Source organism: Pseudomonas sp. PDM01, from assembly GCF_014852325.1.
In the GTDB taxonomy this organism is placed as follows: Bacteria; Pseudomonadota; Gammaproteobacteria; order Pseudomonadales; family Pseudomonadaceae; genus Aquipseudomonas; species Aquipseudomonas migulae.
This window is the reverse complement of sequence record NZ_JACVBK010000008.1, coordinates 329351-353423: the sequence shown is the minus strand read 5'-3', so window position 1 is coordinate 353423 and position 24073 is coordinate 329351. Positions and strand designations below refer to the sequence as shown.

The following is a 24073-nucleotide window of genomic DNA, read 5'->3' as shown; positions in this document are numbered from 1 at the left end:
GCGCGCCTTCTTTCGCCCCGTGAGGCTTGTACCGTGTTCGTTAAAGCGCTTCGTGTCGGCCTCGGCCAACTGATCATTTTCATCGACTTCATCACCCGTCCCGGCAAGAAGCAGCGCCCTGCCGCCGCCCAGGCTCAGGTTGAAGCGGCTGCCAAGGACCTGACGCTGTATCAGTTCCACGCCTGCCCGTTTTGCGTGAAAACCCGCCGCACCCTGCGCCGCCTGAACGTGCCGGTGGCGTTGCGTGATGCGAAGAACAACGAGCAGGATCGTCAGGTTCTGCTGGAGCAAGGCGGCAAGATCAAGGTCCCGTGCCTGCGCATTGAAGAGAATGGCCAGACCACCTGGATGTATGAGTCCAAGGTGATCATTGATTATCTGGACAAGCGCTTCGCGGCGGCCTGAGGTTTACGGTGTGGCTGATGGCCTCTTCGCGGGCAAGCCTCGCTCCTACAGGTTATGCATCTTCTGTAGGAGCGAGCGGTGCGGCGATCCGACTTGCCCGCGAAGGCGTCGGATCAACCACCACAAATCTCAAACAAAAAAAAACCGGCCCATGAGCCGGTTTTTTTATCTCTGCGATCAGGCCGCTTCCGCAGCCTGCGCCTGTCGCACCACCGCCGCCAATCGCTTCAACCCTTCATCCAGCCGCGCCGGATCGATGTGGCTGAAGTTCAGCCGTAAATGCCCCGGGTGATTGTCCGGCTCTGGAAAAAACGGCTCACCCGGCATGAACGCCACATCCGCCGCCAGTGCAGGCTTGAGCAACGTGCGCGTGTCCAGCGGTTGTTTCAGCGTCAACCAGAAAAACAACCCGCCCTGCGGCACGTTCCACTCTGCCAAATCAGAAAAATGCGTTTCCAGCGCCGACTGAAACGCATCCCGGCGCACCCGGTAAAAATCCCGCAGTTCACTCAGGTGCTGCTGGAATTTCTCGGTACCGATCCATTGCAGCGCTTGCCACTGGCCGACGCGGTTGGTGTGCAGATCGGCGGACTGCTTGAGCTTCAGCAAATGCGGAAACAGGTCCGGACTGGCAATCAGGTAGCCGACTCGCAGCCCCGGCAACAGGGTTTTCGACACGGTGCCGGTGTAGATCCAGCTGGTCTTTTTCAAGCGACTGACGATTGGCCTGGCACTGCCGCCATCAAACGTCAGCTCGCGATACGGCTCGTCTTCGATCAGGGTGACGCCGAACTCATCCAGCAACGCGGCGACCGCATCGCGCTTGGCCTCGCTGTAGCGCACCGCCGACGGGTTCTGGAAAGTCGGGATCAGGTAGATGAAAGCAGGCTGGTGCTTTTCCAGACGCGTGCGCAGCTCAAGCAGATTAGGGCCATCGGCCTCCAGCGGCACGGTGATGCAGTCGGCGCCAAACAGTTGAAAGATCTGCAACGCCGCCAAATACGTCGGCGCTTCGAGCAGGATCTCGGTGCCTTTGTCGATGTAGAGCTTGGCCGCCAGATCGAGGGTTTGCTGCGAGCCGCTGACCACCAATACCTGACTCGCCTCACAGGGCACGCCCAGTGCTCGCGCCTCGGCGGCCAAGGCCTCGCGCAATTCCGGTTCGCCTTCGCTCATGCCGTATTGGCCGATGGACAGCGGCATGTCGGCCCATTCGACGGTCGGCAGCATGACTTCGGCCGGCAAGCCACCGGCGAACGACATCACTTGCGGGCTCTGGGCGGCGGCGAGAATTTCACGAATCAAAGAACTTTTAAGGCGCGAGACACGTTCGGAAAAAGCCATGGGGGGTCACCGGTAGCGAGGCCTGAGGAAAATGAGTCAAACTGGTTGACCGAAATTACGACAACCCGAACGGATACGTCAACATGCTTGACCTTAAAAATCCCGCCTCCCAACAACAGGCCATGGAAGCGTTTTTCTTCGGCTACCAGGCGTTCACCGCCAAGGCCGACGAAATGCTCGAGCGTCGCGGCTTGAGCCGGGTGCATCAACGCATTGTGTTTTTCATCGCCCGATACCCGAATCTCAGCGTCAAGGAGTTGCTGGCATTGCTCGGCGTGAGCAAGCAGGCACTGAACATTCCACTGCGCCAGTTGGTGGAAATGCACTTGGTGGACAGCGTTGCGTCCGAGACCGACAAGCGTAAACGGTTGCTGGAACTGACCGTGGAAGGGGCGCGGTTTGAGCAATCGTTGCGACGTGAGCAGGTGAAACTGCTGGAGCGGGTGTTTGCCGAGGCTGGGGAGACGGCGGTGAATGGGTGGTTGGCGGTGAATCTGGCGTTGGGGGAGAACCAGCAAAAAATCTGAATCCTGGAAACCGCCTTCGCGGGCAAGCCTCGCTCCTACAGGATATGCGCCGCTTTTGTAGGAGCGGGGCTTGCCCGCGAAGGCGTCCTTTCTGGCGATATATCCCTATTGCCAAACTTTTCGTCTACAAAATCAAAAACATTATTTGCATTATTTGTATACAAAAGCATAATCCACTGCGTGCGAGTTCCTGACCAAGCGGTCAACAAATTCGCGAATGCCTCAAAGGGCCGCTGCCACCCTCATGGGTCCGGCCCTGGAAATAACAATAAAACTCTTGAGGAGTACTCGCTGTGGAAAGCCGCAAATCCGAAGCCCCGTCGCTGGAACTCTCGCCGCCATTACGCAATGGCTGGCTGGAACGTATCTTCAAACTCAGCTTGCATGGCACCACGGTGAAGACCGAGTTGATTGCCGGTCTGACAACCTTCATCACCATGGCTTACATCATCTTCGTCAACCCCAACATCATGGCCGACGCCGGGATCGATCACGGCGCGGCATTCGTTGCAACGTGCATCGCGGCTGCGCTGGGTTGCCTGTTGATGGGCCTGTACGCCAACTGGCCAGTCGGCCTCGCGCCGGGCATGGGCCTCAACGCCTTCTTCACCTACACCGTGGTCGGCACCATGGGCTACAACTGGGAAACCGCACTCGGTGCAGTGTTCGTGTCCGGTGTGTTGTTCATGATCCTGACCTTCTCCAAGATCCGCGAATGGCTGCTCAACAGCATTCCGGTGAGCCTGCGCTTTGCGATGGGCGCCGGCGTAGGTCTGTTCCTCGGCCTGATCGGCTTGAAAACCGCCGGCATCGTCGTCGATAGCCCGGCGACGCTGATCAAGCTCGGCTCGCTACGTGAACCCGGCCCGCTGCTCGCCGCCATCTGCTTCCTGATGATCGCCGTGCTCAGCTACCACAAGGTGTTCGGTGCGATTCTCATCAGCATCATCACCGTAACGCTGGCCGGTTGGGGTCTGGGCCTGGTGCATTACGAAGGGATCATGTCGGCACCGCCGAGCCTGGCACCGACCTGGATGGCCATGAACGTCGCCGGCGTATTCAACGTCAGCATGATCAGCGTAGTGCTGGCCTTCCTCTTCGTGCACATGTTCGACACCGCCGGCACTTTGATGGGCGTCGCCCAACGCGCCAACCTGGTGAACGCGGACGGCCGCATCGAAAACCTCTCTCGCGCCATGAAAGCTGACAGCGCCTCCAGCGTATTCGGCGCCGTGGTGGGTGTTCCTCCGGTAACAAGTTATGTGGAAAGTGCCGCGGGTGTAGCCGCTGGTGGTCGGACTGGTCTTACCGCTGTGACCGTAGGTGTGTTATTTATTGCAGCCATGTTTTTCGCACCGCTGGCTGGCATGATCCCCGCTTATGCAACAGCCGGCGCGCTGATTTACGTGGCGATGCTGATGATGGGCGGCATGGCGCACATCGAATGGGACGAAGCGACCGACAGCATTCCGGCGATCGTCACCGCGATCATGATGCCGCTGACCTTCTCGGTCGCCGACGGTATTGCGCTGGGCTTCATCACCTATGTGGCGTTGAAAGCCGGCACCGGTAAATACAAGGAAATTTCCGTGAGCCTGTGGGTGCTCTGCGCGATCTTCATCGCCAAGTTCATCTTCTTGTAAACACAGGTACTCGCTTGAAAACAGCCTCACCCCGTCGGGTGAGGCTTTTGTGCAAATGGAGGAAAGTGATGAGTCTGGAAACCTGGCTGCTGTTCAGCGGCGCTGCGCTGGTGGTGATCCTGATCCCGGGGCCACTGTCGTTGCTGATGATCAGCAACAGTCTGAATTACGGTTTGCGTCGTTCTTACCCGGCATTTCTGGGTGGCGTGATTGCGTCGATCTGCTTGCTCAGCGCTTCCGCGTTGGGATTGGGGGCGTTGTTGCTGGCTTCGGAACAGCTGTTCAGCGCATTGAAAATCGTCGGTGCGCTGTACCTGTTCTACCTCGCCTGGCAGAGCTGGCAGCAATCGCGCCAGCCATCGGTCGGCGCTGAAGTGCCCCAGGCTGCGCCGGTGCCGCGTTTCCGTGCCCTGTTCGGGCGCGCATTTGTGCTGGGTGCGAGCAATCCGAAAGACATCCTGTTCTTTGCCGCATTCCTGCCGCAGTTCTTGAGCGCCGGGCAACCGTTCCTGCCGCAGTTGCTGGTGATGATTGCTACGTGGACGGTGTTGGATCTGCTGTGCAAATTGGCTTACGGGTTAGGTGCCCATGGTGCGGCGCGGTATCTGCGCAGTGGCAAGGGGCAGAGCTGGTTTAACCGGGTGAGTGCCGGACTGTTTAGCGGCGCCGGCGCAGCGTCGCTGTTGAGCCGTTAAGAGCTTCGCGGGCAAGCCTCGCTCCTACAAGGTTGTTCTCCATTCCATGAACGACACAAAAACCTGTAGGAGCGAGGCTTGCCCGCGAAGGCGTCGGCACATTCACCACATTCCTCGGGACGAAAAAAAGCCCGCAGTGTGAGCGGGCGAAAGACCAAAGAAGCTATATGCGCAGTCGCTTCTCGGAGGCGACAGCTGCTTGGGGGATCAGCTGCCGCGGTACGTGGAATAGCTATAAGGCGAAATCAGCAGCGGCACATGGTAGTGATCCTGTTCCGCAGAGATGCCAAACCGCAGCACCACCACATCCAGGAACGCAGGCTCCGGCAGCTGAACGCCACGGGCGCGGTAGTAATCGCCCGCATGAAACTGAACCTGATAGACCCCGGTGCGGTAGTCATCGCCCTGCAGCAGCGGTGCATCGACGCGGCCGTCGCTGTTGGTGATTGCGCTGGCGACCAATTCCAGCTGCGAGCCTTCAACGCGGTACAACTCGACCTTGATCGAGCTGCCCGGGCAACCGTGTGCAGCGTCCAAAACGTGTGTAGTCAAACGTCCCATTGATTCTGCGCGCCTGCCTGCTTGGAGCAGTCAGACCTCGCGCCTCCCGAAGTCAGTTGAAAAGGAGACCGCACCGATTCGGAGCACGAAAAGCTGCGGCGAGCGACTGATTAAGACACTTTTCATAAAAATTGTACACAATAAAAACGACATTTTTGCAGCCAGTACCGCCATTCAAGGATTCGCAGTCAATCTTACGCCAAACCATGCGAGCAGCGGACCTTCTATCCATTAGCTGACCAACTGGGCAGGTTTCTTGCAGTAGCACTCCAAGATGACAGCAGATGAAAAATGCGAAAATTCAGGCTTACAAAGTGGATATAAAGTTGTATACAATCAGCCCATCGCTGTGACGCCAGCCTGTCATCCCATCGCCAGGCCGCCACACAACCTGTCAACGAATAAGAAGGAAGACTGCAGTGAGCGCTGACTACCCACGCGACCTGATCGGTTACGGCAGTAACCCTCCTCACCCACACTGGCCGGGCAATGCGCGCATCGCCCTGTCTTTCGTGCTCAATTACGAAGAAGGCGGCGAGCGCAACATCCTGCACGGCGATAAAGAGTCCGAAGCCTTCCTTTCGGAAATGGTCTCGGCGCAGCCGCTGCAAGGCGCGCGCAACATGAGCATGGAATCCCTTTACGAGTATGGCAGCCGCGCCGGTGTCTGGCGGATTCTGAAACTGTTCAAGGAATTCGACATTCCGCTGACCATCTTCGCCGTGGCCATGGCCGCCCAGCGCCACCCGGACGTGATCCGCGCGATGGTCGATGCCGGTCACGAGATCTGCAGCCACGGCTATCGCTGGATCGACTACCAGTACATGGACGAAGCACAGGAACGTGAGCACATGCTCGAAGCGATCCGCGTCCTCACCGAAATCACCGGCGAACGCCCACTGGGCTGGTACACCGGCCGCACCGGCCCGAACACCCGTCGGCTGGTGATGGAAGAAGGCGGCTTTCTCTACGACTGCGACACCTACGACGACGACCTGCCCTACTGGGAACCGAACAACCCGACCGGCAAGCCGCACCTGGTGATCCCGTACACCCTGGACACCAACGACATGCGCTTCACCCAGGTCCAGGGCTTCAACAAGGGCGACGACTTTTTTGAATACCTGAAAGACGCTTTCGATGTGCTGTACGCCGAAGGTGCCGAAGCGCCAAAAATGCTCTCGATCGGTCTGCACTGCCGGCTGATCGGCCGTCCGGCGCGTCTCGCCTCGCTCAAGCGCTTTATCGAATACGCTAAAAGTCATGAACAGGTGTGGTTCAGCCGCCGCGTCGACATCGCTCGCCACTGGCACGAAACCCACCCGTACCAAGGGGCTGCCCAATGAGCACCTTTCAAACCCTGAAACCCTCGACCCTGAGCCGCGACGCGTTCGTCACCGCTTTCGCCGACATCTACGAACATTCGCCATGGGTGGCCGAGAAGGCCTTCGACCTGGGCCAGGACGCTTCGATCGACGAGATCGAAACCCTGCACCAGCGCATGAGCGACATCCTGTTGAGCGCTGATCACGAAAGCCAGTTGGCCCTGATCAACGCTCACCCGGACCTGGCCGGCAAAGCCGCCGTCCAGGGCCAGTTGACCGAAGCCAGCACCAATGAACAGGCTGGCGCCGGTATTCACCAATGCACGGCCGAAGAGTTTTCTCGCTTCACCGAGCTGAACGACGCCTACAAAGCCAAGTTCAAGTTTCCCTTCATCATGGCGGTAAAAGGCAGCAACCGGCATCAGATCCTCGCGGCGTTCGAAACGCGCATTCACAACCCGGCAGAAACCGAGTTCAAGTGCGCGCTGGCGGAGATCAACAAGATCGCCCTGTTCCGATTACTGACCCTATAGCGAGCCTTGCCCGAGCGACATTGGACGCAAACATCGCCCAGGGCACTGCAAGCATCCCAAGCCAACTTATTAAAGGCAGACAAGAAGAATGAAAGCTTACGCCGTACCTTTCGAGAAGTTCGTCAACCTGGCCGACGCCCGCCTGGGCACCAAAATCATTTCGGTCACCGATGACTGGTTCGCAGACGCCAACCGTCTGTTCCAACCGACCCCGGCCGTGTGGAAGGAGGGCGTGTTCGATGACAACGGCAAGTGGATGGACGGCTGGGAATCGCGTCGCAAACGCTTCGAAGGCTACGACAGCGCGGTCATCCGCCTGGGCGTGCCGGGTTCGATCAAAGGCGTAGACATCGACACTTCATTCTTCACCGGCAACTTCCCGCCGTCGGCCTCGCTGGAAGCCTGCTTCCTGGCCTCGGGCGAGCCGGACGACAACACCCAGTGGACTGAAGTGCTGTCGGCCGTCGAGCTGCAAGGCAACAGCCATCACTACCACGAAATCAGCAACGACCAGGCCTTCAGCCACCTGCGCTTCAACATCTACCCGGATGGCGGCGTGGCCCGTCTGCGTGTCTACGGCATTCCGTTCCGCGACTGGTCTGCTGTGGGTGACAACGAGCAAGTGGACCTGGCCGCAGCCCTGAACGGTGGCCGCGCCCTCGCCTGCTCCGACGAACACTTCGGCCGCATGAGCAACATCCTCAACCCGGGCCGTGGCATCAACATGGGCGACGGCTGGGAAACCGCGCGTCGTCGCACGCCGGGCAATGACTGGGTCATCGTCGCGCTGGGTCATGCCGGCGAGATCGAAAAAGTCGTCGTCGACACCCTGCACTTCAAGGGCAACTACCCGGACACCTGCTCGATCCAGGGCGCCTTTGTGAAGGGCGGCACCGACAGCCAGATCGAAACCCAATCGCTGTTCTGGCGCGAACTGTTGCCGGCGCAGAAACTGGAAATGCACGCCGAACACACCTTCGCCGAGCAGATCAAGGCACTGGGCCCGATCACCCACATCCGCCTGAACGTGTTCCCGGATGGCGGTGTGAGCCGCCTGCGTGTCCTGGGCAAGGTCGCTAAATAAGCGCTGAACCCAATCGCCAGCAGGCTGGCTCCCACAGAGGAATGCATTCCAAATGTGGGAGCTAGCCTGCTAGCGATAGCAACAGAACCAACAACACAGAATTCGGAAAAGAAGACCAGCATGCGCACACTGACGATTGAACCGCTGACCAAAGAAGCCTTCGCCCCTTTCGGTGACGTGATCGAAACCGACGGCAGCGATCACTTCATGATCAACAACGGTTCGACCATGCGCTTTCATAAACTGGCGACGGTGGAAACCGCCACGCCAGAAGACAAGGCGATCATCAGCATTTTCCGCGCCGACGCGCAGGACATGCCGCTGACCGTCAGCATGCTGGAGCGTCACCCGCTGGGCAGCCAGGCTTTCATTCCGCTGCTCGGCAACCCCTTTCTGATCGTGGTCGCGCCACTTGGCGATGAACCTGTATCAGGCTTGGTCCGCGCCTTCGTCACCAACGGCAGGCAGGGCATTAATTACCATCGCGGCGTCTGGCACCACCCGGTGCTGACGATCGAAAAGCGGGATGACTTCCTGGTGGTTGATCGCAGTGGCACAGGCAATAACTGCGATGAGCATTTTTTCAAAGAGGATGAGCGTTTGATCCTCGCCCCCCACCAATAAGAGAAGGTCTGATCACTCGACAACAGAGTGACAGGCGAGAGGTAAAGACTGTGGAAGCACATCTGTTGGAATGGCTGAACCTGAGCGTGCGCTGGGTTCACATGATTACTGGCGTGGCCTGGATCGGTGCGTCGTTCTATTTCGTCTGGCTGGAAAACAACCTCAATCGGGTCAACCCGAAAAGTGGTCTGGCCGGCGATTTGTGGGCGATCCACGGCGGCGGTATCTATCACCTAGAAAAATACAAACTGGCTCCACCGACCATGCCGGACAACCTGCACTGGTTCAAATGGGAAGCCTACTTCACCTGGATGTCGGGGATCGCGCTGCTGTGCGTGGTGTTCTACTCCAACCCGACGCTGTACCTGCTGGCACCGGGCAGCAGCCTGACCGGCCCTGAAGGTGTTGCCCTGGGCATCGCTTCTTTGTTCGTTGGCTGGTTCGTCTACTCCTTCCTCTGCGACTCGGCCCTGGGCAAACGCCCTGCCCTGCTCGGCTTCATCCTGTTCGTGCTGATCATTGGCGCCGCTTACGGCTTCAGCAAAGTGTTCAGCGGTCGTGGTGCGTACCTGCACGTCGGCGCGATCATCGGCACCATCATGGTCGGCAACGTGTTCCGCATCATCATGCCGGCGCAGCGCGCACTGGTAGCGGCGATTGCCGAGAACCGCACGCCCGATCCGGCACTGCCGGCCAAAGGCCTGCTGCGTTCGCGTCACAACAACTACTTCACCTTGCCGGTGCTGTTCATCATGATCAGCAACCACTTCCCGAGCACTTATGGCAGCCAGTACAACTGGCTGATCCTGGCCGGGATCGCGGTGCTGGCGGTGTTGGTGCGTCACTACTTCAACACCCGTCATGACAGCCACAAGTTTGCCTGGACCCTGCCCGTCGCAGCCGTGGGCATGATCTGCCTGGCTTACGTGACTGGCCCGGCGCAGATGCCAAGCGCACCTGAAGTGGCCAAGGCACCTGGCACCATCGAGTACCAGCCGCTGCCGGAAACCGCCCTCGGCGGTGGTGCCAAACCTGCCGCCGCGAAACCTGCTGAAGCACCGGTCCAGGCGGCAAATGCCGGCCCGGGTTTCGACAAAGTGCACAGCGTGATCCAGGAACGTTGCGCGGTATGCCACTCGGCCAAGCCGACCAGCCCGTTGTTCAGCGCAGCACCGGCCGGCGTGATGTTCGATACCCCCGAGCAGATCCGCCAGAACGCGGCGCGCATCCAGGCTCAAGCCGTCACCAGCCAGATCATGCCACTGGGCAACATCACCCAGATGACCCAGCAGGAACGTGACCTGATCGGCGCGTGGATTGTTCAGGGAGCTCCGACCAATTAATCGCTAAAAGCTTCGCGAGCAAGCTTCGCTCCTACAGGTTTTGTGTCGTTCACAAATGATGCAAACGGCACAAAACCTGTAGGAGCGAGGCTTGCCCGCGAATGGCCGCAACGCGGTCTTCCCTGATGCACAAAATCACAAGAATAAAAAAGATCCGAGGTGTTGCATGTCCGAGCTATCCCAAGCGCGCATCCCCGACGCACCCGCCATTCAGCGTTTGCCCCTTTTGCAACTGATCCTGGTCGGTCTGCAACATGTTTTGCTGATGTACGGCGGAGCCATCGCGGTGCCGCTGATCATCGGACAGGCCGCTGGCCTGAGTCGTGAAGAAATCGCCTTCCTGATCAACGCCGACCTGCTGGTGGCCGGCATCGCCACCATCGTCCAGTCGCTGGGCATCGGCCCGATGGGCATTCGCATGCCAGTGATGATGGGCGCCAGCTTCGCCGCTGTCGGCAGCATGGTCGCCATGGCCGGCATGCCCGGTATCGGCCTGCAAGGAATCTTCGGCGCGACCATCGCCGCCGGATTCTTCGGCATGCTCATCGCGCCGTTCATGTCCAAAGTCGTACGCTTCTTCCCGCCGCTGGTGACCGGCACGGTCATCACCTCGATCGGTTTGTCGTTGTTCCCCGTCGCCGTCAATTGGGCGGGCGGTGGTGCCGGCGCCGCTCAATTCGGTTCACCGATTTACCTGGCCATTGCCGCACTGGTGCTGGCCACCATTCTGTTGGTCCATCGTTTCATGCGCGGTTTCTGGGTCAACATTTCCGTGCTGATCGGCATGTGCCTCGGTTACGTGATCTGCGGGTTGATCGGCATGGTCGACCTCAGCGGAATGGCCCAGGCGCCTTGGCTGCAATTCGTCACCCCGCTGCACTTCGGCATGCCGAAGTTTGAACTCGCGCCGATTCTGTCGATGTGCCTGGTGGTGGTGATCATCTTCGTCGAGTCCACCGGGATGTTCCTCGCGCTGGGCAAAATCACCGGCCAGGAAGTCTGCCCACGGATGCTGCGTCGCGGCTTGCTGTGCGATGCCGGCGCGTCGTTCTTCGCCGGTTTCTTCAACACCTTCACCCATTCCTCTTTCGCGCAGAACATCGGCCTGGTGCAGATGACCGGCGTGCGCTGCCGTTCGGTGACCATCGTTGCCGGCGGGTTGCTGATCGTATTGAGCCTGCTGCCGAAAGCCGCGTTCCTGGTCGCCTCGATTCCGCCCGCCGTGCTTGGCGGCGCAGCGATTGCGATGTTCGGCATGGTCGCCGCCACCGGGATCAAGATTCTCCAGGAAGCCGACATCGGTGACCGTCGCAACCAATTGCTGGTGGCGGTGAGCATCGGCTTGGGCCTGATTCCGGTGGTACGTCCGGAGTTCTTCGCCCACCTGCCGTTGTGGATGAGCCCGATCACCCACAGCGGCATCGCCATGGCGACGTTGAGTGCCTTGGCGCTGAACCTGCTGTTCAACATCCTCGGCGGCAAGGAACGCGCCGCGATCAACGACTGCCACGCCCACTCGCACTAAGACAGAACGCAAACCCTGTAGGAGCCGGCTTGCTGGCGAAGCGGTGGGTCAGACGACATCAATGTTGGATGTTCTGACCTCATCGCCAGCAAGCCGGCTCCTACAGGGGTGGGACACCTGCGCCTTGAAAATAAAAACAAGAGGGAGCAACAGATGATTCGGACACAGACAAACCTGCTGTTAGGCAGCGGTCTTCTGGCTGCCAGCCAAGCCATGGCCGGCGATTTACTGCTGTGGCAGACCAACAGCCTGAGCTATCTGTACGGCAAGGATTTCGCGATCAACCCGTCGATTCAGCAGACGATCACCTTCGAACACGCCGACCGCTGGAAGTACGGCGACAACTTCCTGTTCGTCGACAGCACCTACTACAACGGCGAGAAAGACCGGAACAAAGGCGTTCACGCCTATTACGGCGAATTCAGCCCGCGCCTCTCCTTCGGCAAAATCCTCGACCGCCGCTTCGAATTCGGCCCGATCAAGGACGTGTTGCTGGCCATGACCTACGAGAATGGCGAAGACGACACCGAAGCCTACCTGATCGGCCCCGGCTTCGACCTTGCAGTACCGGGCTTCAACTTTTTCACCTTGAATTTCTACTATCGCCAGACCGAAGGCTCGCGCCCCGGCGATGATGTCTGGCAGATCACACCGGCCTGGTCCTACACCGTCCCGCTGGGCAATTCGAACCTGTTGATCGACGGCTACCTCGACTGGGTCGTGGACAACGACCAGAACGCGCGCGGCACCTATCACGCCAACCTGCATTTCAACCCGCAGATCAAATACGACCTGGGCAAGGCCCTGGGCTGGCGGGAGAAACAGGTGTATGTCGGCGTCGAGTACAGCTACTGGAAAGACAAGTACGGCGTGGAAAACAACGCCCGCCTCGACACCAATGAAAACACCACCAGCCTGCTGGTGAAGGTGCACTTTTAAGATGACCCGCAACAGTGCCCAAAACCTGTCGTCGGTGCGCTGTTGCGGGGCACTTGAGACCCGGCCCTGGAGTCAGTATTCTCCGCGGCCGCCTGAATCCGCTTTAAAAAAAAGCCCGGATTTAATTCCTGACCAGAAAGCCAACTTATCCCGGCCCTGGACGGTATCAAGGCATTCCAACCCCCCTCTCAATCGACGGCTCTTGAGCCGCCGAACGGGAGTTTTTTTGCTTTTCGAAAGCCTTGGCGCAGCTCTTGCTAACAGCACTGAAGCTGACCGATTGGATGATTTTTTACCGCTACGGAAAAAGGCGCCACACCAGAGCGCCGACCTTAAAAAAACAACGTGAAACACCTACTTTTTGGGAGCAACCGAATGAAACGTACGTGCACTAGCCTGATGCTGGCGGGATCCTTGCTGGCCGGGGGCCAGGCCATGGCCGGCGACTTGCTGCAATGGCAGAACAACAGCCTGACCTACCTGTATGGCAAGGACTTCCAGGTCAACCCGCGCATTCAGCAGACCGTGACCTTCGAACACGCCGATGGCTGGAAATATGGGGATAACTTCTTCTTCGTCGACAAGATCTTCTACAACGGCGAAAAGGATTTCAACGTCGGCCCGAACACCTATTACGGTGAGTTCAGCCCACGCATTTCCCTGGGCAAAGTCCTCGACCAGAAAATCGAATTCGGCCCGGTCAAAGACGTGTTGCTGGCCATGACGTACGAGTTTGGTGAAGGCGATACCGAGTCCTACCTGATCGGCCCGGGTTTCGACCTGGCGATTCCAGGCTTCGACTACTTCCAGCTGAACTTCTACCAGCGTCATACCGAAGGCAGCCGTGCGGGCGACAACGTCTGGCAGATCACCCCGGTTTGGTCCTACACCATCCCGGTCGGCGATTCGAGCATCCTGATCGATGGTTTCATGGACTGGGTAGTCGACAACGACTCCAACTCCAAAGGCGACTACTACGCCAACCTGCACTTCAACCCGCAGGTTAAATATGACCTGGGTAAAGCGCTGAATTTTGGCGAGAAACAGTTGTATGTGGGTGTGGAGTATGACTATTGGTCGGACAAGTACGGGATTAAGGATAGCCAGTACTTCAAGACTGATCAGAGCACGACGAGCTTCCTGGTGAAGTTCCACTTCTGATCCAGCGGCGTCTGTGAGGACGCCTTCGCGGGCAAGCCATGCTCCTACAGGTTTTGTGTCGTTCGCCCATTATGTGAACGACACAAAACCTGTGGGAGCGTGGCTTGCCCGCGAAGGCCGCACCGCCGATCTCAAGCAGCTACCACCGGCTGCACCAACCCAAGAAACCGACACAACTCATCCTTCTTGGCCAACGCATCCCGCCGCCCCAGATCTATCAACTCGCTGCAATACCCCGCCTCGAACAGCAGATAACTCAACACCCCCGCCCCACTGGTCTTGGTCGCACCCGGCCCGCGCAAAAACAGACGCAGCGCTGCCGGCAACTCCTGGCGATGTCGCGCAGCGATCTCATCAATCGGCTGGCTCGGCGAAATCACCAGCACCTCCACCGGCGCTACGCCGAGCGTGCGGGTCGGCGTGCCGGCGGGCATCAGATGGCTGAACTGATTCAAGCGCTGCAGCAGTTCGATGTCACTTTCCAGGCTGTCAATGAACGTACTGTTGAGCATGTGCCCACCGATCTGCGCGAGCGTCGGCTGCTGTCCGGTGTAGGCCCGTTGCAGCGGTCGCTCCGGGTCGACCCCGCGCGGGTTGCCGCTGACGCCCACCACCAGCACGCGGCTGGCACCCAGGTGCAGGGCCGGGCTGATCGGTGCCGATTGGCGCACCGCGCCGTCACCGAAATATTCCTCGCCGATTTTTACCGGGGCGAACAGCAATGGGATGGCGGAGCTGGCGAGCAGGTGCTCGACGGTCAACTGCGCAGGAACGCCGATGCGTCGATGGCGTAACCAGGCGTCGATGGTGCCGCCGCCCTGATAGAAGGTGACTGCCTGACCCGATTCGTAACCGAACGCGGTGACCGCCACGGCCTTCAACTGCTTCTGCGCGATGGCTTCGGCGATGCCGGTCATGTGCAATTTGTCGTTGAGCAACCGGCGCAGCGGCGAGCTGTTGAGCAGGGCCACCGGCACCTGAGCGCCGATGCCGAGCAGACTGTGGCTGACAAACCGGCTGGCCTGACGGATCACGCCCGGCCAGTCACTGCGCAAAACCAGATGGCTACGGAACCCTTGCCAGAAAGCAGTCAGGCGTTCGATGGCATTGCGAAAGTCCATCGCCCCACTGGCGAGGCTGACCGCATTGATCGCCCCGGCCGAGGTGCCGACGATCACCGGGAACGGATTGTTTGCCCCCACCGGCAGCAGCTCGGCAATCGCTGCCAGCACGCCGACCTGATAGGCCGCCCGAGCCCCGCCGCCGGAAAGAATCAACCCTGTAACCGGTTCGCCTGGACTCATGCACAACTCTCCATGGTGCTAGTTGGAATTTTCCATTCCCCTGTAGGAGCGAGACCGGCTTGCCGGCAATGGTCGTCAACGATGACGTTGGCTGCCTGACACTCCGCGACGCTCTCGGGTTTTTCGCGAGCAGGCTCGCTCCTACAGGGATTGGGGGTTCAACCGCGTTTTGCGTACAACTTGGGTTCGCCCGGCGGACGACTCTTGAAGCGGCGATGGGCCCAGAGGTATTGCTCCGGGCAGTCGCGCAAGACGCCTTCGATCCATTGGTTGATCCGCAGGCAATCGGCCTCTTCGGTCTCGCCGGGGAAACCTTCGAGCGGCGCATGGATCACCAAGCGATAACCGCTGCCGTCCGCCAGACGCTCTTGCGTGAACGGCACCACCAGCGCCTTGCCCAGCCGCGCAAACTTGCTGGTGGCAGTGACGGTCGCGGCCTGAATCCCGAACAGCGGCACGAAGATGCTTTGCTTGGCGCCGTAGTCCTGATCCGGTGCGTACCAGATCGCCCGGCCGGCCCGCAGCAGTTTGAGCATGCCGCGCACGTCTTCACGCTCCACAGCCAGCGAGTCGAGGTTGTGTCGCTCGCGGCCATTGCGCTGGATGTAATCGAACAGCGGGTTCTTGTGCTCGCGGTACATGCCGTCGATGGTGTGTTGCTGGCCGAGCAGCGCCGCGCCGATTTCCAGCGTGGTGAAATGCACGGCCATCAGAATCACGCCCTTGCCTTCGCGCTGGGCCTTTTTCAGGTGCTCCAGCCCTTCGACATGCGCCAACCTGGCCAGGCGCTCCCGCGACCACCACCAGCTCATGGCCATTTCAAAGAATGCGATGCCGGTGGAGGCAAAGTTTTCCTTGAGCAGGCGCTTGCGCTCGGCAGCGGATTTTTCCGGGAAGCACAGCTCCAGGTTGCGCTTGGCAATGCGCCGTCGGTCGCCCGCCGCGCGATACATCAATGCACCGAGGGCACGACCAATAAACAGCAGCGCCGGGTATGGCAACTGAACGATCAGCCACAACAGCCCCAAGCCGCACCACAGCGGCCAGAAACGCGGCATCAGAAATGTTTTTTGAAAACGCGGGCGATCCATTAAAGGTTCCGGAAAGACAATGGCCGCGCATTCTACATCGTTCGACCCGGCTTGCGGCTCGCGAGCGTTCTCGTTATAAGTCTCGGCACTTTTAGTGACAAGCCGTTGTATGCCGACCATGAGCCAAATCGAACCGCAAGACCAGGATCCCGTGTTCCAGTTGAAGGGCAGCATGCTCGCCATTACCGTGCTGGAGCTGGCCCGCAACGACCTCGAAAGCCTTGATCGGCAATTGGCCGCCAAGGTCGCCCAGGCGCCCGGCTTTTTCAGCAACGCGCCGCTGGTACTGGCGCTGGACAAGCTTCCGGCCAGCGAAGGTGCGGTCGATCTGCCAGGCTTGATGCGCGTCTGCCGCCAGCACGGCCTGCGCACCCTGGCGATCCGTGCCAGTCGCATCGAAGACATCGCCGCCGCCATCGCGGTCGACCTGCCGGTGCTGCCGCCCTCCGGCGCCCGCGAGCGTGCGCTGGACCCGCTTGAAGGCACCGTGGCGAAGAAACCGGAAAAACCCGCTGAACCGACGATCAAACCGACGAAAATCATCACCTCGCCGGTACGCGGCGGCCAGCAGATTTATGCCCAGGGTTGCGACCTCGTCGTGATCTCTTCGGTCAGCCCGGGGGCGGAACTTCTCGCCGACGGCAACATCCATGTATACGGACCGATGCGTGGTCGTGTATTGGCCGGGGTCAAAGGCGACACGAAAGCCAGGATTTTCTGTCAGCAAATGAGCGCTGAACTGGTCTCCATCGCAGGCCACTACAAGGTTTCGGAAGATCTGCGTCGCGACCCTTTGTGGGGCGCGGGCGTACAGGTCAGCCTGTCGGGCGATGTGTTGAACATCATTCGGCTTTAACGGATACTGCCGCATTTTCCAAGCATCTCTAAAACGTAGCGAAAACGGCTCAAACGAAGTAGGAAAAAGGCCTAAAGCAGTGTTTACCGGGGGTAAGCGCGGTTCATGACCGGATTCCAGCCAAGCTGTCCGACTGCAGTCGTTTTTCCAGAGATGTTTTTCAGGGGCTAAATGTCCTTTTTCCTTAGGGGTGAAACACCTTGGCCAAGATTCTCGTGGTTACATCCGGCAAGGGTGGTGTGGGTAAGACCACCACCAGTGCTGCTATCGGTACCGGCCTCGCACTGCGCGGTCACAAAACAGTTATCGTCGACTTCGACGTCGGCTTGCGTAACCTCGACCTGATCATGGGTTGCGAGCGTCGCGTCGTGTATGACTTCGTCAACGTGGTTAACGGCGAAGCCAACCTGCAACAGGCCCTGATCAAAGACAAACGCCTGGAAAACCTCTACGTACTGGCCGCCAGTCAGACCCGCGACAAAGACGCGCTGACTGTCGAAGGCGTGGAAAAAGTCCTGATGGCGTTGAAGGAAGACTTCGAATTCGTGGTCTGCGACTCCCCGGCCGGCATCGAGAAAGGTGCTCACCTGGCCATGTACTTCGCCGATGAAGCGATCGTCGTGACCAACCCGGAAGTCTCCTCGGTTCGTGACTCGGACCGCATGCTGGGCCTGCTGGCCAGCAAATCGCGTCGCGCTGAAAACGGCGAAGACCCGATCAAGGAACACTTGCTGTTGACCCGTTACAACCCGCAACGCGTCAGCGATGGCGAGATGCTCGGCGTTGAAGACGTCAAGGAAATTCTCGCTGTGACCCTGCTGGGTGTGATCCCTGAGTCCCAAGCGGTACTCAAGGCGTCCAACTCCGGCGTGCCGGTGATTCTCGACGATCAAAGCGACGCCGGTCAGGCGTACAGCGATGCGGTCGAACGCCTGCTGGGCAAAACCGTGGAGCATCGGTTTCTCGATGTGACGAAGAAAGGATTCTTTGAGCGTCTGTTTGGAGGCCGGTAATGAACATTTTTGACTTCTTTCGTGCTAACAAGAAGCCAAGTACCGCCTCGGTAGCGAAAGAGCGTCTACAGATCATCGTGGCGCATGAACGCGGCCAACGCAGTACGCCGGATTACTTGCCAGCCTTGCAGAAAGAGCTGGTCGAAGTCATCCGCAAGTACGTCAATATCGGGTCCGATGACGTGCATGTCGCCCTGGAAAACCAGGGTAGCTGCTCGATTCTGGAACTCAATATCACCCTGCCGGATCGCTGAGTCGATCCGTCGGGAGCCACGGCGGCTCAGGCTTTTGCAGCTCCTTGTAGGAGCGAAGCTTGCTCGCGAAGGTGTGTCAGTCGACATTAACGTTGCTGACACACCTTCGCGAGCAAGCTTCGCTCCTACAAGAGCCCTGAAAGCCTGAGTCGCCGTTGGCGTTTGTTACGAGGCTGTTTAATGCCGCTGTCCAACGTCCACATCATTCATCAGGACGCCGCCGTACTGGTGGTGAATAAACCGACCCTGTTGCTTTCCGTCCCTGGCCGGGCCGATGACAACAAGGATTGCCTGATCACCCGCCTGCAAGAAAACGGCTACCCCGAAGCCCGAATCGTCCATCGCCTGGACTGGGAAACCTCCGGCATCATTCTGCTGGCCCGTGACCCGGACACCCATCGCGAATTGTCTCGGCAATTTCACGACCGTGAAACCGAAAAGGCCTACACCGCACTTTGCTGGGGTCAGCCGGAACTGGACAGCGGCAGCATCGACCTGCCCCTGCGCTACGACCCGCCGACCAAGCCGCGCCATGTGGTGGATTTCGAGTTCGGCAAAAACGCCCTGACATTCTGGCGCGTGCTGGAACGATGCGGCGACTGGTGCCGGGTTGAACTGACGCCAATCACCGGCCGCTCCCATCAGTTGCGCGTGCACATGCTCTCCATCGGCCACCCGCTGCTGGGTGACGGGCTCTATGCCCACGAGCAGGCGCTGGCTGCCTGGCCACGGCTATGCCTGCACGCGAGCATGCTCAGCTTCACTCACCCGCAGACCGGTGAACGCCTGCGTTTCGAGTGCCCCGCTCCGTTTTGAGCAGACTCGCCGAAATGAAAAACGCCCTTCAACTGAAGGGCGTTTTCATTTACTGAAACAAATTACCCGTCGTAAAAATGGCGTTAAATTATTGTCATAAATTTGTAAAGAAACGTAAAATGATGGCACTACGATAGCAGGCAGGATGCCCCGTGCTCAGTTGCAAGACACTTCAGAACGACTACCCAATCACCTTCAACTTTTCCAACACCACCCTGCACCTCAGTGAACAGCCTTGCATCGAAGCACGGCAAGCGCTGGAGCAACTGATTGAAAAGCGCAGCGCTCGCAAGCTCACCCGCGCGAGCGCACCGCTCGCCAGCGGTGACACCCCTCTATTTGCCAAGGTTCAGCCGCTGGATACGTTAAAGGCGAAAGTGCGGGTAACCTTTGGCAAACCACAGCGCAACGGTCGCTTCGACTGGCCGCTGGAAGAACTGATCAATACCCATGAAGCGCAGCGCCGTGGCGTCCGGATGCCACCACTGCAAGGGTTTGGCTACACCAAGGATCTGCTGGGACTGACCCAGGAGTATTTCATTATCACGCGCCTGCTTGACGACCATCTTGACGGCGTACAGTGGCTTAAACGCAACCCCGGCAACGTGGAGGCATTTATCCTGGATGCTTTCGACCTGCTCCACTCCCTTGCCCTGAAGAACATCACTCACATGGATTTCTGGGCCGGCAACATCATGATCCCCGAATCGTCGCAGTCACCGCTCAAAGCCATCGATTTTGAAAACTGCTTCTCCGGCCAGACACCCCATCAAAGCGAAACCCTGGGTTTCCAGCTGGGATTTTTCTATCGCCGGGAAATCTACAAACACATTACTGAAGCCGACTATGATCGGCTGGTTGAAACGTACACAGGACAACTCCCTGGCATCTCGAAGAAAAAGTTCAACCCGGTGTATGTCGCGAGCAAGCATGAATACGTGGGTCGCAAGCAACGCCGTGAAGTGTTCCTCAGCGGACTTCTGATCACAGGCTGACGCGCAAATCAGACCCACCGACAAACGTCGCGCGACGGACGGCATTGTGTCTGCAATGCCGTGAGCCAATACGGTAAACTTGCGCCATTGCTGTCTGGAGCTACTTATGCGCGAAGAGTTGAACCAAGGCCTGATCGATTTCCTCAAGGCCTCCCCTACCCCGTTTCATGCCACCGCCAGCCTTGTTCAGCGCCTGGAAGCGGCGGGTTATCAGCGTCTCGACGAACGCGAGCCCTGGACCACCGAAGCCAACGGCCGCTACTACGTCACCCGTAACGACTCTTCGATTGTCGCCGTCAAAATGGGCCGTCACTCTCCCCTGCACGGCGGTATCCGCCTGGTCGGCGCCCATACCGACAGCCCGTGCCTGCGAGTCAAACCCCAGCCGGAACTGCAACGCCAGGGTTTCTGGCAGCTGGGTGTCGAAGTGTATGGCGGCGCGCTGCTGGCTCCGTGGTTCGACCGCGATCTGTCCCTGGCGGGCCGCGTGACCTTCCGCCGCGACGGCAAGGTCGAGAGCCAGCTGATCGACTTCAAGACGCCGATTGCGATCATTCCCAACCTGGCCATTCACCTCAATCGTGAAGCCAACATGGGTTGGGCGATCAACGCCCAGACCGAATTGCCGCCGATCCTCGCGCAGTTCGCCGGTGACGAGCGCGTGGACTTCCGCGCCGTGCTCACCAATCAACTTGCTCTCGAGCATGGCCTGAACGCCGACGTGGTGCTCGACTACGAGTTGAGCTTCTACGATACCCAGAGCGCTGCGGTCATCGGCCTGCATGGCGACTTCATCGCCGGTGCGCGCCTCGACAACCTGCTGTCCTGCTACGCCGGCCTGCAAGCGTTGCTGACGGCTGAAACCGACGAAACCTGCGTGCTGGTCGCCAATGACCACGAAGAAGTCGGCTCCTGCTCGGCCTGTGGCGCTGACGGCCCGATGCTGGAACAGACGCTGCGTCGCTTGTTGCCCGAAGGTGATGAATTCGTACGCACCATTCAGAAATCCCTGCTGGTCTCGGCCGACAATGCCCACGGCGTTCACCCCAACTACGCCGACAAGCACGACGCCAACCACGGCCCGAAACTCAACGCCGGCCCGGTGATCAAGGTCAACAGCAACCAGCGTTACGCCACCAACAGCGAAACCGCCGGGTTCTTCCGCCATCTGTGCATGGCCGAAGAAGTGCCGGTGCAAAGCTTCGTGGTGCGTAGCGACATGGGCTGCGGCTCGACCATCGGCCCGATCACCGCCAGCCACCTGGGCGTGCGCACCGTGGACATCGGCCTGCCGACATTCGCCATGCACTCGATCCGCGAACTGTGCGGCAGTCATGATCTGGCGCACCTGGTGAAAGTGCTTAGCGCGTTCTACGCCAGCCAGGAATTGCCATAAAACCTGTAGGAGCCGGCTTGCCGGCGATGGCGTCCTTGAAATCGCTATCGCCGGCAAGCCGGCTCCTACAAGTGTTAAAACCGCTAGACTTTAAATACCCCCTTCGACAAGGCAGTCGCTCATGATCTCGATGTCTTCATTTCACGCCATGCTGATCCCGATTCTTGCCGGGATGATCCTGCTGGCGATCGGCTTCAACTTCCGCGACAAAAATGCTGGCGTGTTCGCGATGTGGATCGGCATGCTGACCATCCTCGCTACCGTCGTCTTCAAGATCCTCGCCAAACTCAACGAATAAATCCTCGCCCTCGGCTCGCATTGATTTTGGCGGGCTCGTACACTCGGTCGATCTGCTCTTTTCAAGGTTGACCGCCTAGTGTTCGCTCGTCTTTTTGCCCTGCCCAGCCTTTTCCTCGTCTGCCTGATGGCGCTGCTGCCGGTCATGCCGGCCCAGGCCGTCGGTTTACCGAGCTTGCTCAACAGCTCGGCGAAAACCCAGCCCGAGGCGCAAGAACCCCTCGGGCAATCCCTCGACGAAGTCATCAAGTCACTGGAGAACGATCAGCAACGCAGCAAATTGCTGGCCGACCTGAAGAAGCTGCGCGACGCCACCAAAAAAGCCCAACCGGCTGCTGAAGAAGGCGTGTTGGGCCTGATTGGCGGCACGCTGGCCAATTTTGAAAAACAATTCTCCGGCGCTGACAGCCCGCTCACACGCTGGTCCGACGAGTTTGATCTGGCCAAGGAAGAACTGGCAGGGTTGGTGTTGCCGGCCAATGAATGGCTGCCGATCATCTTTGGCTTCGCCATGATTCTGATGGTCTGGAGCCTGCTGGCCGCCGCGCTGATCTGGCTCGGTCACCGGGTACGGATGCGCTTCGGCCTGACCGAAGAATTACCACAGCACCCCAAGGCCCTCGACATGTTGCGCTTTGCCCTGCGCAAACTCGGGCCTTGGCTGATCGCCCTGGTGATGACCGTCTACATGACCTACGCCCTGCCCTCGTCATTGGGCAAAAGCCTGGCGATGGTGCTGGCCTATGCGCTGGTGGTCGGCACGTGTTTTTCGGCGATCTGTGTGATCGCCTTTTCCTTGCTCGACGGGCCACACCGCCACCGCGCCTTGTACATCCTGCGGCATCAGGCCTTTCGGCCGCTGTGGCTGATCGGCAGTTTTGCCGCGTTCGGCGAAGCCTTGAACGACCCGCGACTGGTCGCCAGCCTCGGCAGCCATTTGGCGCACACCGCCGCCACCATCGCCAACGTGCTGGCCGCGCTGTCTACCGGGCTGTTCATCCTGCGCTTCCGACGCCCCATCGCCCACTTGATCCGCAACCAACCGTTGTCCCGGCGCCTGACCCGCCGCGCGCTCAGCGACACCATCGAAATTCTCGGCACCTTCTGGTACATGCCAGCGCTGGTGCTGGTGGCGATTTCGCTGTTCGCCACGTTCGTTTCCGCCGGCGACACCAGCACCGCGTTGCGCCAGTCGCTGATCTGCACCGTGCTGCTGGTGTTGTGCATGGTCATCAACGGACTGGTACGCCGGCATGCACTGAAACCGCAACGTGGCGTGAAGCGCCATGCACTGTATTCCGAACGCCTGAAAAGCTTCTTCTATACCCTCGCCCACTTGCTGGTGTGGCTGGCGTTCATCGAACTTGGCCTGCGGGTCTGGGGCATGTCGCTGATTGCGTTCACCGAAGGCGAAGGCCATGAAGTCAGCGTCAAACTGTTCAGCCTCGGCGGCACACTGATTTTTGCCTGGCTGATCTGGATCCTCAGCGACACCGCCGTGCACCACGCCCTCACCCGCTCGCGTAAAGGCCAGGCCAACGCCCGTGCGCAGACGATGATGCCGCTGATCCGCAACGTGCTGTTCGTGGCGATTTTCATCGTTGCACTGATCGTCGCCCTGGCGAACATGGGCATGAACGTCACGCCACTGCTGGCCGGTGCCGGCGTGATCGGCCTGGCCATCGGTTTCGGCGCACAGTCGCTGGTCGCGGACCTGATCACCGGGCTGTTCATCATCATTGAGGACTCCCTGGCCATCGACGACTACGTGGATGTTGGCGGCCACCTCGGCACTGTCGAGGGCCTGACCATTCGTACCGTGCGCCTGCGGGACATCGACGGCATCGTCCACACCATCCCGTTCAGTGAAATCAAAAGCATCAAGAACTACTCGCGGGAGTTCGGCTACGCGATCTTTCGCGTGGCGATCCCCTCGAACATGGACATCGATAACGCGATCAAACTGATGCGCGACGTCGGCCAGAAGATGCGCGCCGATCCACTGCAACGACGCAACATCTGGTCGCCGCTGGAGATTCAAGGGGTCGAGAGTTTCGAGTCAGGCAACGCGATTCTGCGGGCCCGCTTCAAGACCGCGCCGATCAAGCAGTGGGAAGTTTCCCGGGCGTTCAACCTGTCCTTGAAACGGCACCTGGATGAAGCCGGGCTTGATCTGGCGACACCGCGCATGAGTGTGCAAGTGGTCACGGCGGGTGGCGGGCCCGCAACAGATTAACCTCCTGTAGGAGCCGGCTTGCCGGCGATGGACGTGAACGATTACGTTTGCTGCCTGAATGAACGCGGTGCCTTTGCGTCCATCGCCGGCAAGCCGGCTCCTACAG

24 protein-coding genes are annotated in these 24073 nt (G+C 59.4%); 20 read left to right on the top strand and 4 right to left on the bottom strand.

From position 1 onward, the window contains the following. Window positions 1-33 precede the first annotated feature (33 nt). Entirely contained in the window at window positions 34-405 is a 372-nt protein-coding gene (locus IB246_RS21535; RefSeq protein ID WP_008042800.1) for a glutathione S-transferase N-terminal domain-containing protein, read from the top strand. A 177-nt stretch (window positions 406-582) separates the two neighbouring features. Here IB246_RS21535 and IB246_RS21530 read toward each other — a convergent pair whose 3' ends face one another. After that, window positions 583-1749 carry a PLP-dependent aminotransferase family protein gene (locus IB246_RS21530; protein ID WP_008042801.1) on the bottom strand — a complete coding sequence of 389 codons (1167 nt, stop codon included), beginning with the start codon at window positions 1747-1749 and terminating at the stop codon, window positions 583-585. Between the two features lie 83 nt (window positions 1750-1832). Between IB246_RS21530 and IB246_RS21525 the strand changes: the two genes are divergently transcribed. The 3 genes from IB246_RS21525 (at window position 1833) to IB246_RS21515 (ending at window position 4614) form a co-directional block, all read left to right on the top strand. Then, window positions 1833-2276 carry a MarR family winged helix-turn-helix transcriptional regulator gene (locus IB246_RS21525; RefSeq protein ID WP_008031465.1) on the top strand — a complete coding sequence of 148 codons (444 nt, stop codon included), beginning with the start codon at window positions 1833-1835 and terminating at the stop codon, window positions 2274-2276. Window positions 2277-2569: 293 nt separating this feature from the next. After that, window positions 2570-3919: an NCS2 family permease gene (locus IB246_RS21520; protein ID WP_008031464.1), complete on the top strand. Its 1350-nt coding sequence runs from the start codon at window positions 2570-2572 to the stop codon at window positions 3917-3919. 68 nt (window positions 3920-3987) lie between these two features. Next, a complete protein-coding gene (locus tag IB246_RS21515; protein ID WP_008031463.1) occupies window positions 3988-4614 on the top strand; it encodes a LysE family translocator in 627 nt (208 codons plus the stop codon). 207 nt (window positions 4615-4821) lie between these two features. Here the strand turns inward: IB246_RS21515 and uraH are convergent, their stop codons facing one another. Continuing rightward, a complete protein-coding gene (gene uraH / locus IB246_RS21510; RefSeq protein WP_008031462.1) occupies window positions 4822-5175 on the bottom strand; it encodes a hydroxyisourate hydrolase in 354 nt (117 codons plus the stop codon). A 419-nt stretch (window positions 5176-5594) separates the two neighbouring features. Here uraH and puuE point away from each other — a divergent pair, with 419 nt between their 5' ends. The 8 genes from puuE (at window position 5595) to IB246_RS21470 (ending at window position 13709) form a co-directional block, all read left to right on the top strand. After that, window positions 5595-6521, top strand: a complete 927-nt coding sequence (puuE, locus tag IB246_RS21505; protein WP_008031461.1) for an allantoinase PuuE — start codon at window positions 5595-5597, stop codon at window positions 6519-6521. Next, window positions 6518-7033 carry a 2-oxo-4-hydroxy-4-carboxy-5-ureidoimidazoline decarboxylase gene (gene uraD / locus IB246_RS21500; RefSeq protein WP_008042802.1) on the top strand — a complete coding sequence of 172 codons (516 nt, stop codon included), beginning with the start codon at window positions 6518-6520 and terminating at the stop codon, window positions 7031-7033. The genes puuE and uraD overlap by 4 nt, the downstream gene beginning before the upstream one ends. Window positions 7034-7121: 88 nt before the next feature. After that, the gene (gene alc, locus IB246_RS21495) at window positions 7122-8117 is read left to right on the top strand and encodes an allantoicase (protein ID WP_008031459.1); all 996 of its coding nucleotides are present in this window, start codon (window positions 7122-7124) and stop codon (window positions 8115-8117) included. Between the two features lie 120 nt (window positions 8118-8237). Continuing rightward, entirely contained in the window at window positions 8238-8741 is a 504-nt protein-coding gene (locus tag IB246_RS21490; RefSeq protein WP_007988150.1) for an ureidoglycolate lyase, read from the top strand. Between the two features lie 50 nt (window positions 8742-8791). Continuing rightward, window positions 8792-10084, top strand: coding sequence for a urate hydroxylase PuuD (locus IB246_RS21485; protein ID WP_008031457.1), 1293 nt, complete (start codon window positions 8792-8794; stop codon window positions 10082-10084). A 166-nt stretch (window positions 10085-10250) separates the two neighbouring features. Then, window positions 10251-11609 carry a nucleobase:cation symporter-2 family protein gene (locus IB246_RS21480; protein ID WP_008042803.1) on the top strand — a complete coding sequence of 453 codons (1359 nt, stop codon included), beginning with the start codon at window positions 10251-10253 and terminating at the stop codon, window positions 11607-11609. Window positions 11610-11762: 153 nt separating this feature from the next. Beyond that, window positions 11763-12548: an outer membrane protein OmpK gene (locus IB246_RS21475; protein WP_008040551.1), complete on the top strand. Its 786-nt coding sequence runs from the start codon at window positions 11763-11765 to the stop codon at window positions 12546-12548. 375 nt (window positions 12549-12923) lie between these two features. Beyond that, window positions 12924-13709 carry an outer membrane protein OmpK gene (locus IB246_RS21470; RefSeq protein ID WP_008040550.1) on the top strand — a complete coding sequence of 262 codons (786 nt, stop codon included), beginning with the start codon at window positions 12924-12926 and terminating at the stop codon, window positions 13707-13709. Between the two features lie 131 nt (window positions 13710-13840). On the opposite strand, the gene IB246_RS21465 is transcribed toward IB246_RS21470, so the two are convergent. Together IB246_RS21465 and IB246_RS21460 are read right to left on the bottom strand one after the other, a co-directional pair. Continuing rightward, the gene (locus IB246_RS21465) at window positions 13841-15013 is read right to left on the bottom strand and encodes a patatin-like phospholipase family protein (protein ID WP_008040549.1); all 1173 of its coding nucleotides are present in this window, start codon (window positions 15011-15013) and stop codon (window positions 13841-13843) included. 158 nt (window positions 15014-15171) lie between these two features. Then, on the bottom strand, window positions 15172-16104 hold the full coding sequence (locus IB246_RS21460) for a lipid A biosynthesis lauroyl acyltransferase (RefSeq protein ID WP_008031451.1): 933 nt from the start codon (window positions 16102-16104) through the stop codon (window positions 15172-15174). A gap of 118 nt (window positions 16105-16222) precedes the next feature. On the opposite strand from IB246_RS21460, the gene minC reads away from it, so the two are divergent. The 8 genes from minC to IB246_RS21420 all read left to right on the top strand — a co-directional run bounded on the left by minC (window position 16223) and on the right by IB246_RS21420 (window position 23967). Beyond that, window positions 16223-16960: a septum site-determining protein MinC gene (gene minC / locus IB246_RS21455; RefSeq protein WP_032832547.1), complete on the top strand. Its 738-nt coding sequence runs from the start codon at window positions 16223-16225 to the stop codon at window positions 16958-16960. Between the two features lie 200 nt (window positions 16961-17160). Then, complete coding sequence (gene minD, locus IB246_RS21450; protein WP_008040547.1) at window positions 17161-17973, top strand: septum site-determining protein MinD; 813 nt, start codon at window positions 17161-17163, stop codon at window positions 17971-17973. Further along, window positions 17973-18227 (top strand): cell division topological specificity factor MinE, encoded by a 255-nt coding sequence (gene minE, locus IB246_RS21445; protein WP_007944431.1) that lies wholly within the window; start codon window positions 17973-17975, stop codon window positions 18225-18227. Before minD ends, minE begins: the two co-directional genes overlap by 1 nt. A 180-nt stretch (window positions 18228-18407) precedes the next feature. Next, window positions 18408-19043, top strand: a complete 636-nt coding sequence (locus tag IB246_RS21440) for an RluA family pseudouridine synthase (protein ID WP_008031443.1) — start codon at window positions 18408-18410, stop codon at window positions 19041-19043. A 152-nt stretch (window positions 19044-19195) separates the two neighbouring features. Beyond that, window positions 19196-20038 carry a lipopolysaccharide kinase InaA family protein gene (locus tag IB246_RS21435; protein ID WP_008040546.1) on the top strand — a complete coding sequence of 281 codons (843 nt, stop codon included), beginning with the start codon at window positions 19196-19198 and terminating at the stop codon, window positions 20036-20038. Window positions 20039-20144: 106 nt separating this feature from the next. Continuing rightward, window positions 20145-21434: a M18 family aminopeptidase gene (locus tag IB246_RS21430; RefSeq protein ID WP_008040545.1), complete on the top strand. Its 1290-nt coding sequence runs from the start codon at window positions 20145-20147 to the stop codon at window positions 21432-21434. A 130-nt stretch (window positions 21435-21564) separates the two neighbouring features. Beyond that, window positions 21565-21732 (top strand): hypothetical protein, encoded by a 168-nt coding sequence (locus IB246_RS21425; protein WP_162130712.1) that lies wholly within the window; start codon window positions 21565-21567, stop codon window positions 21730-21732. 78 nt (window positions 21733-21810) lie between these two features. Next, window positions 21811-23967 carry a mechanosensitive ion channel family protein gene (locus IB246_RS21420; protein ID WP_192230170.1) on the top strand — a complete coding sequence of 719 codons (2157 nt, stop codon included), beginning with the start codon at window positions 21811-21813 and terminating at the stop codon, window positions 23965-23967. Window positions 23968-24073 lie beyond the last annotated feature (106 nt).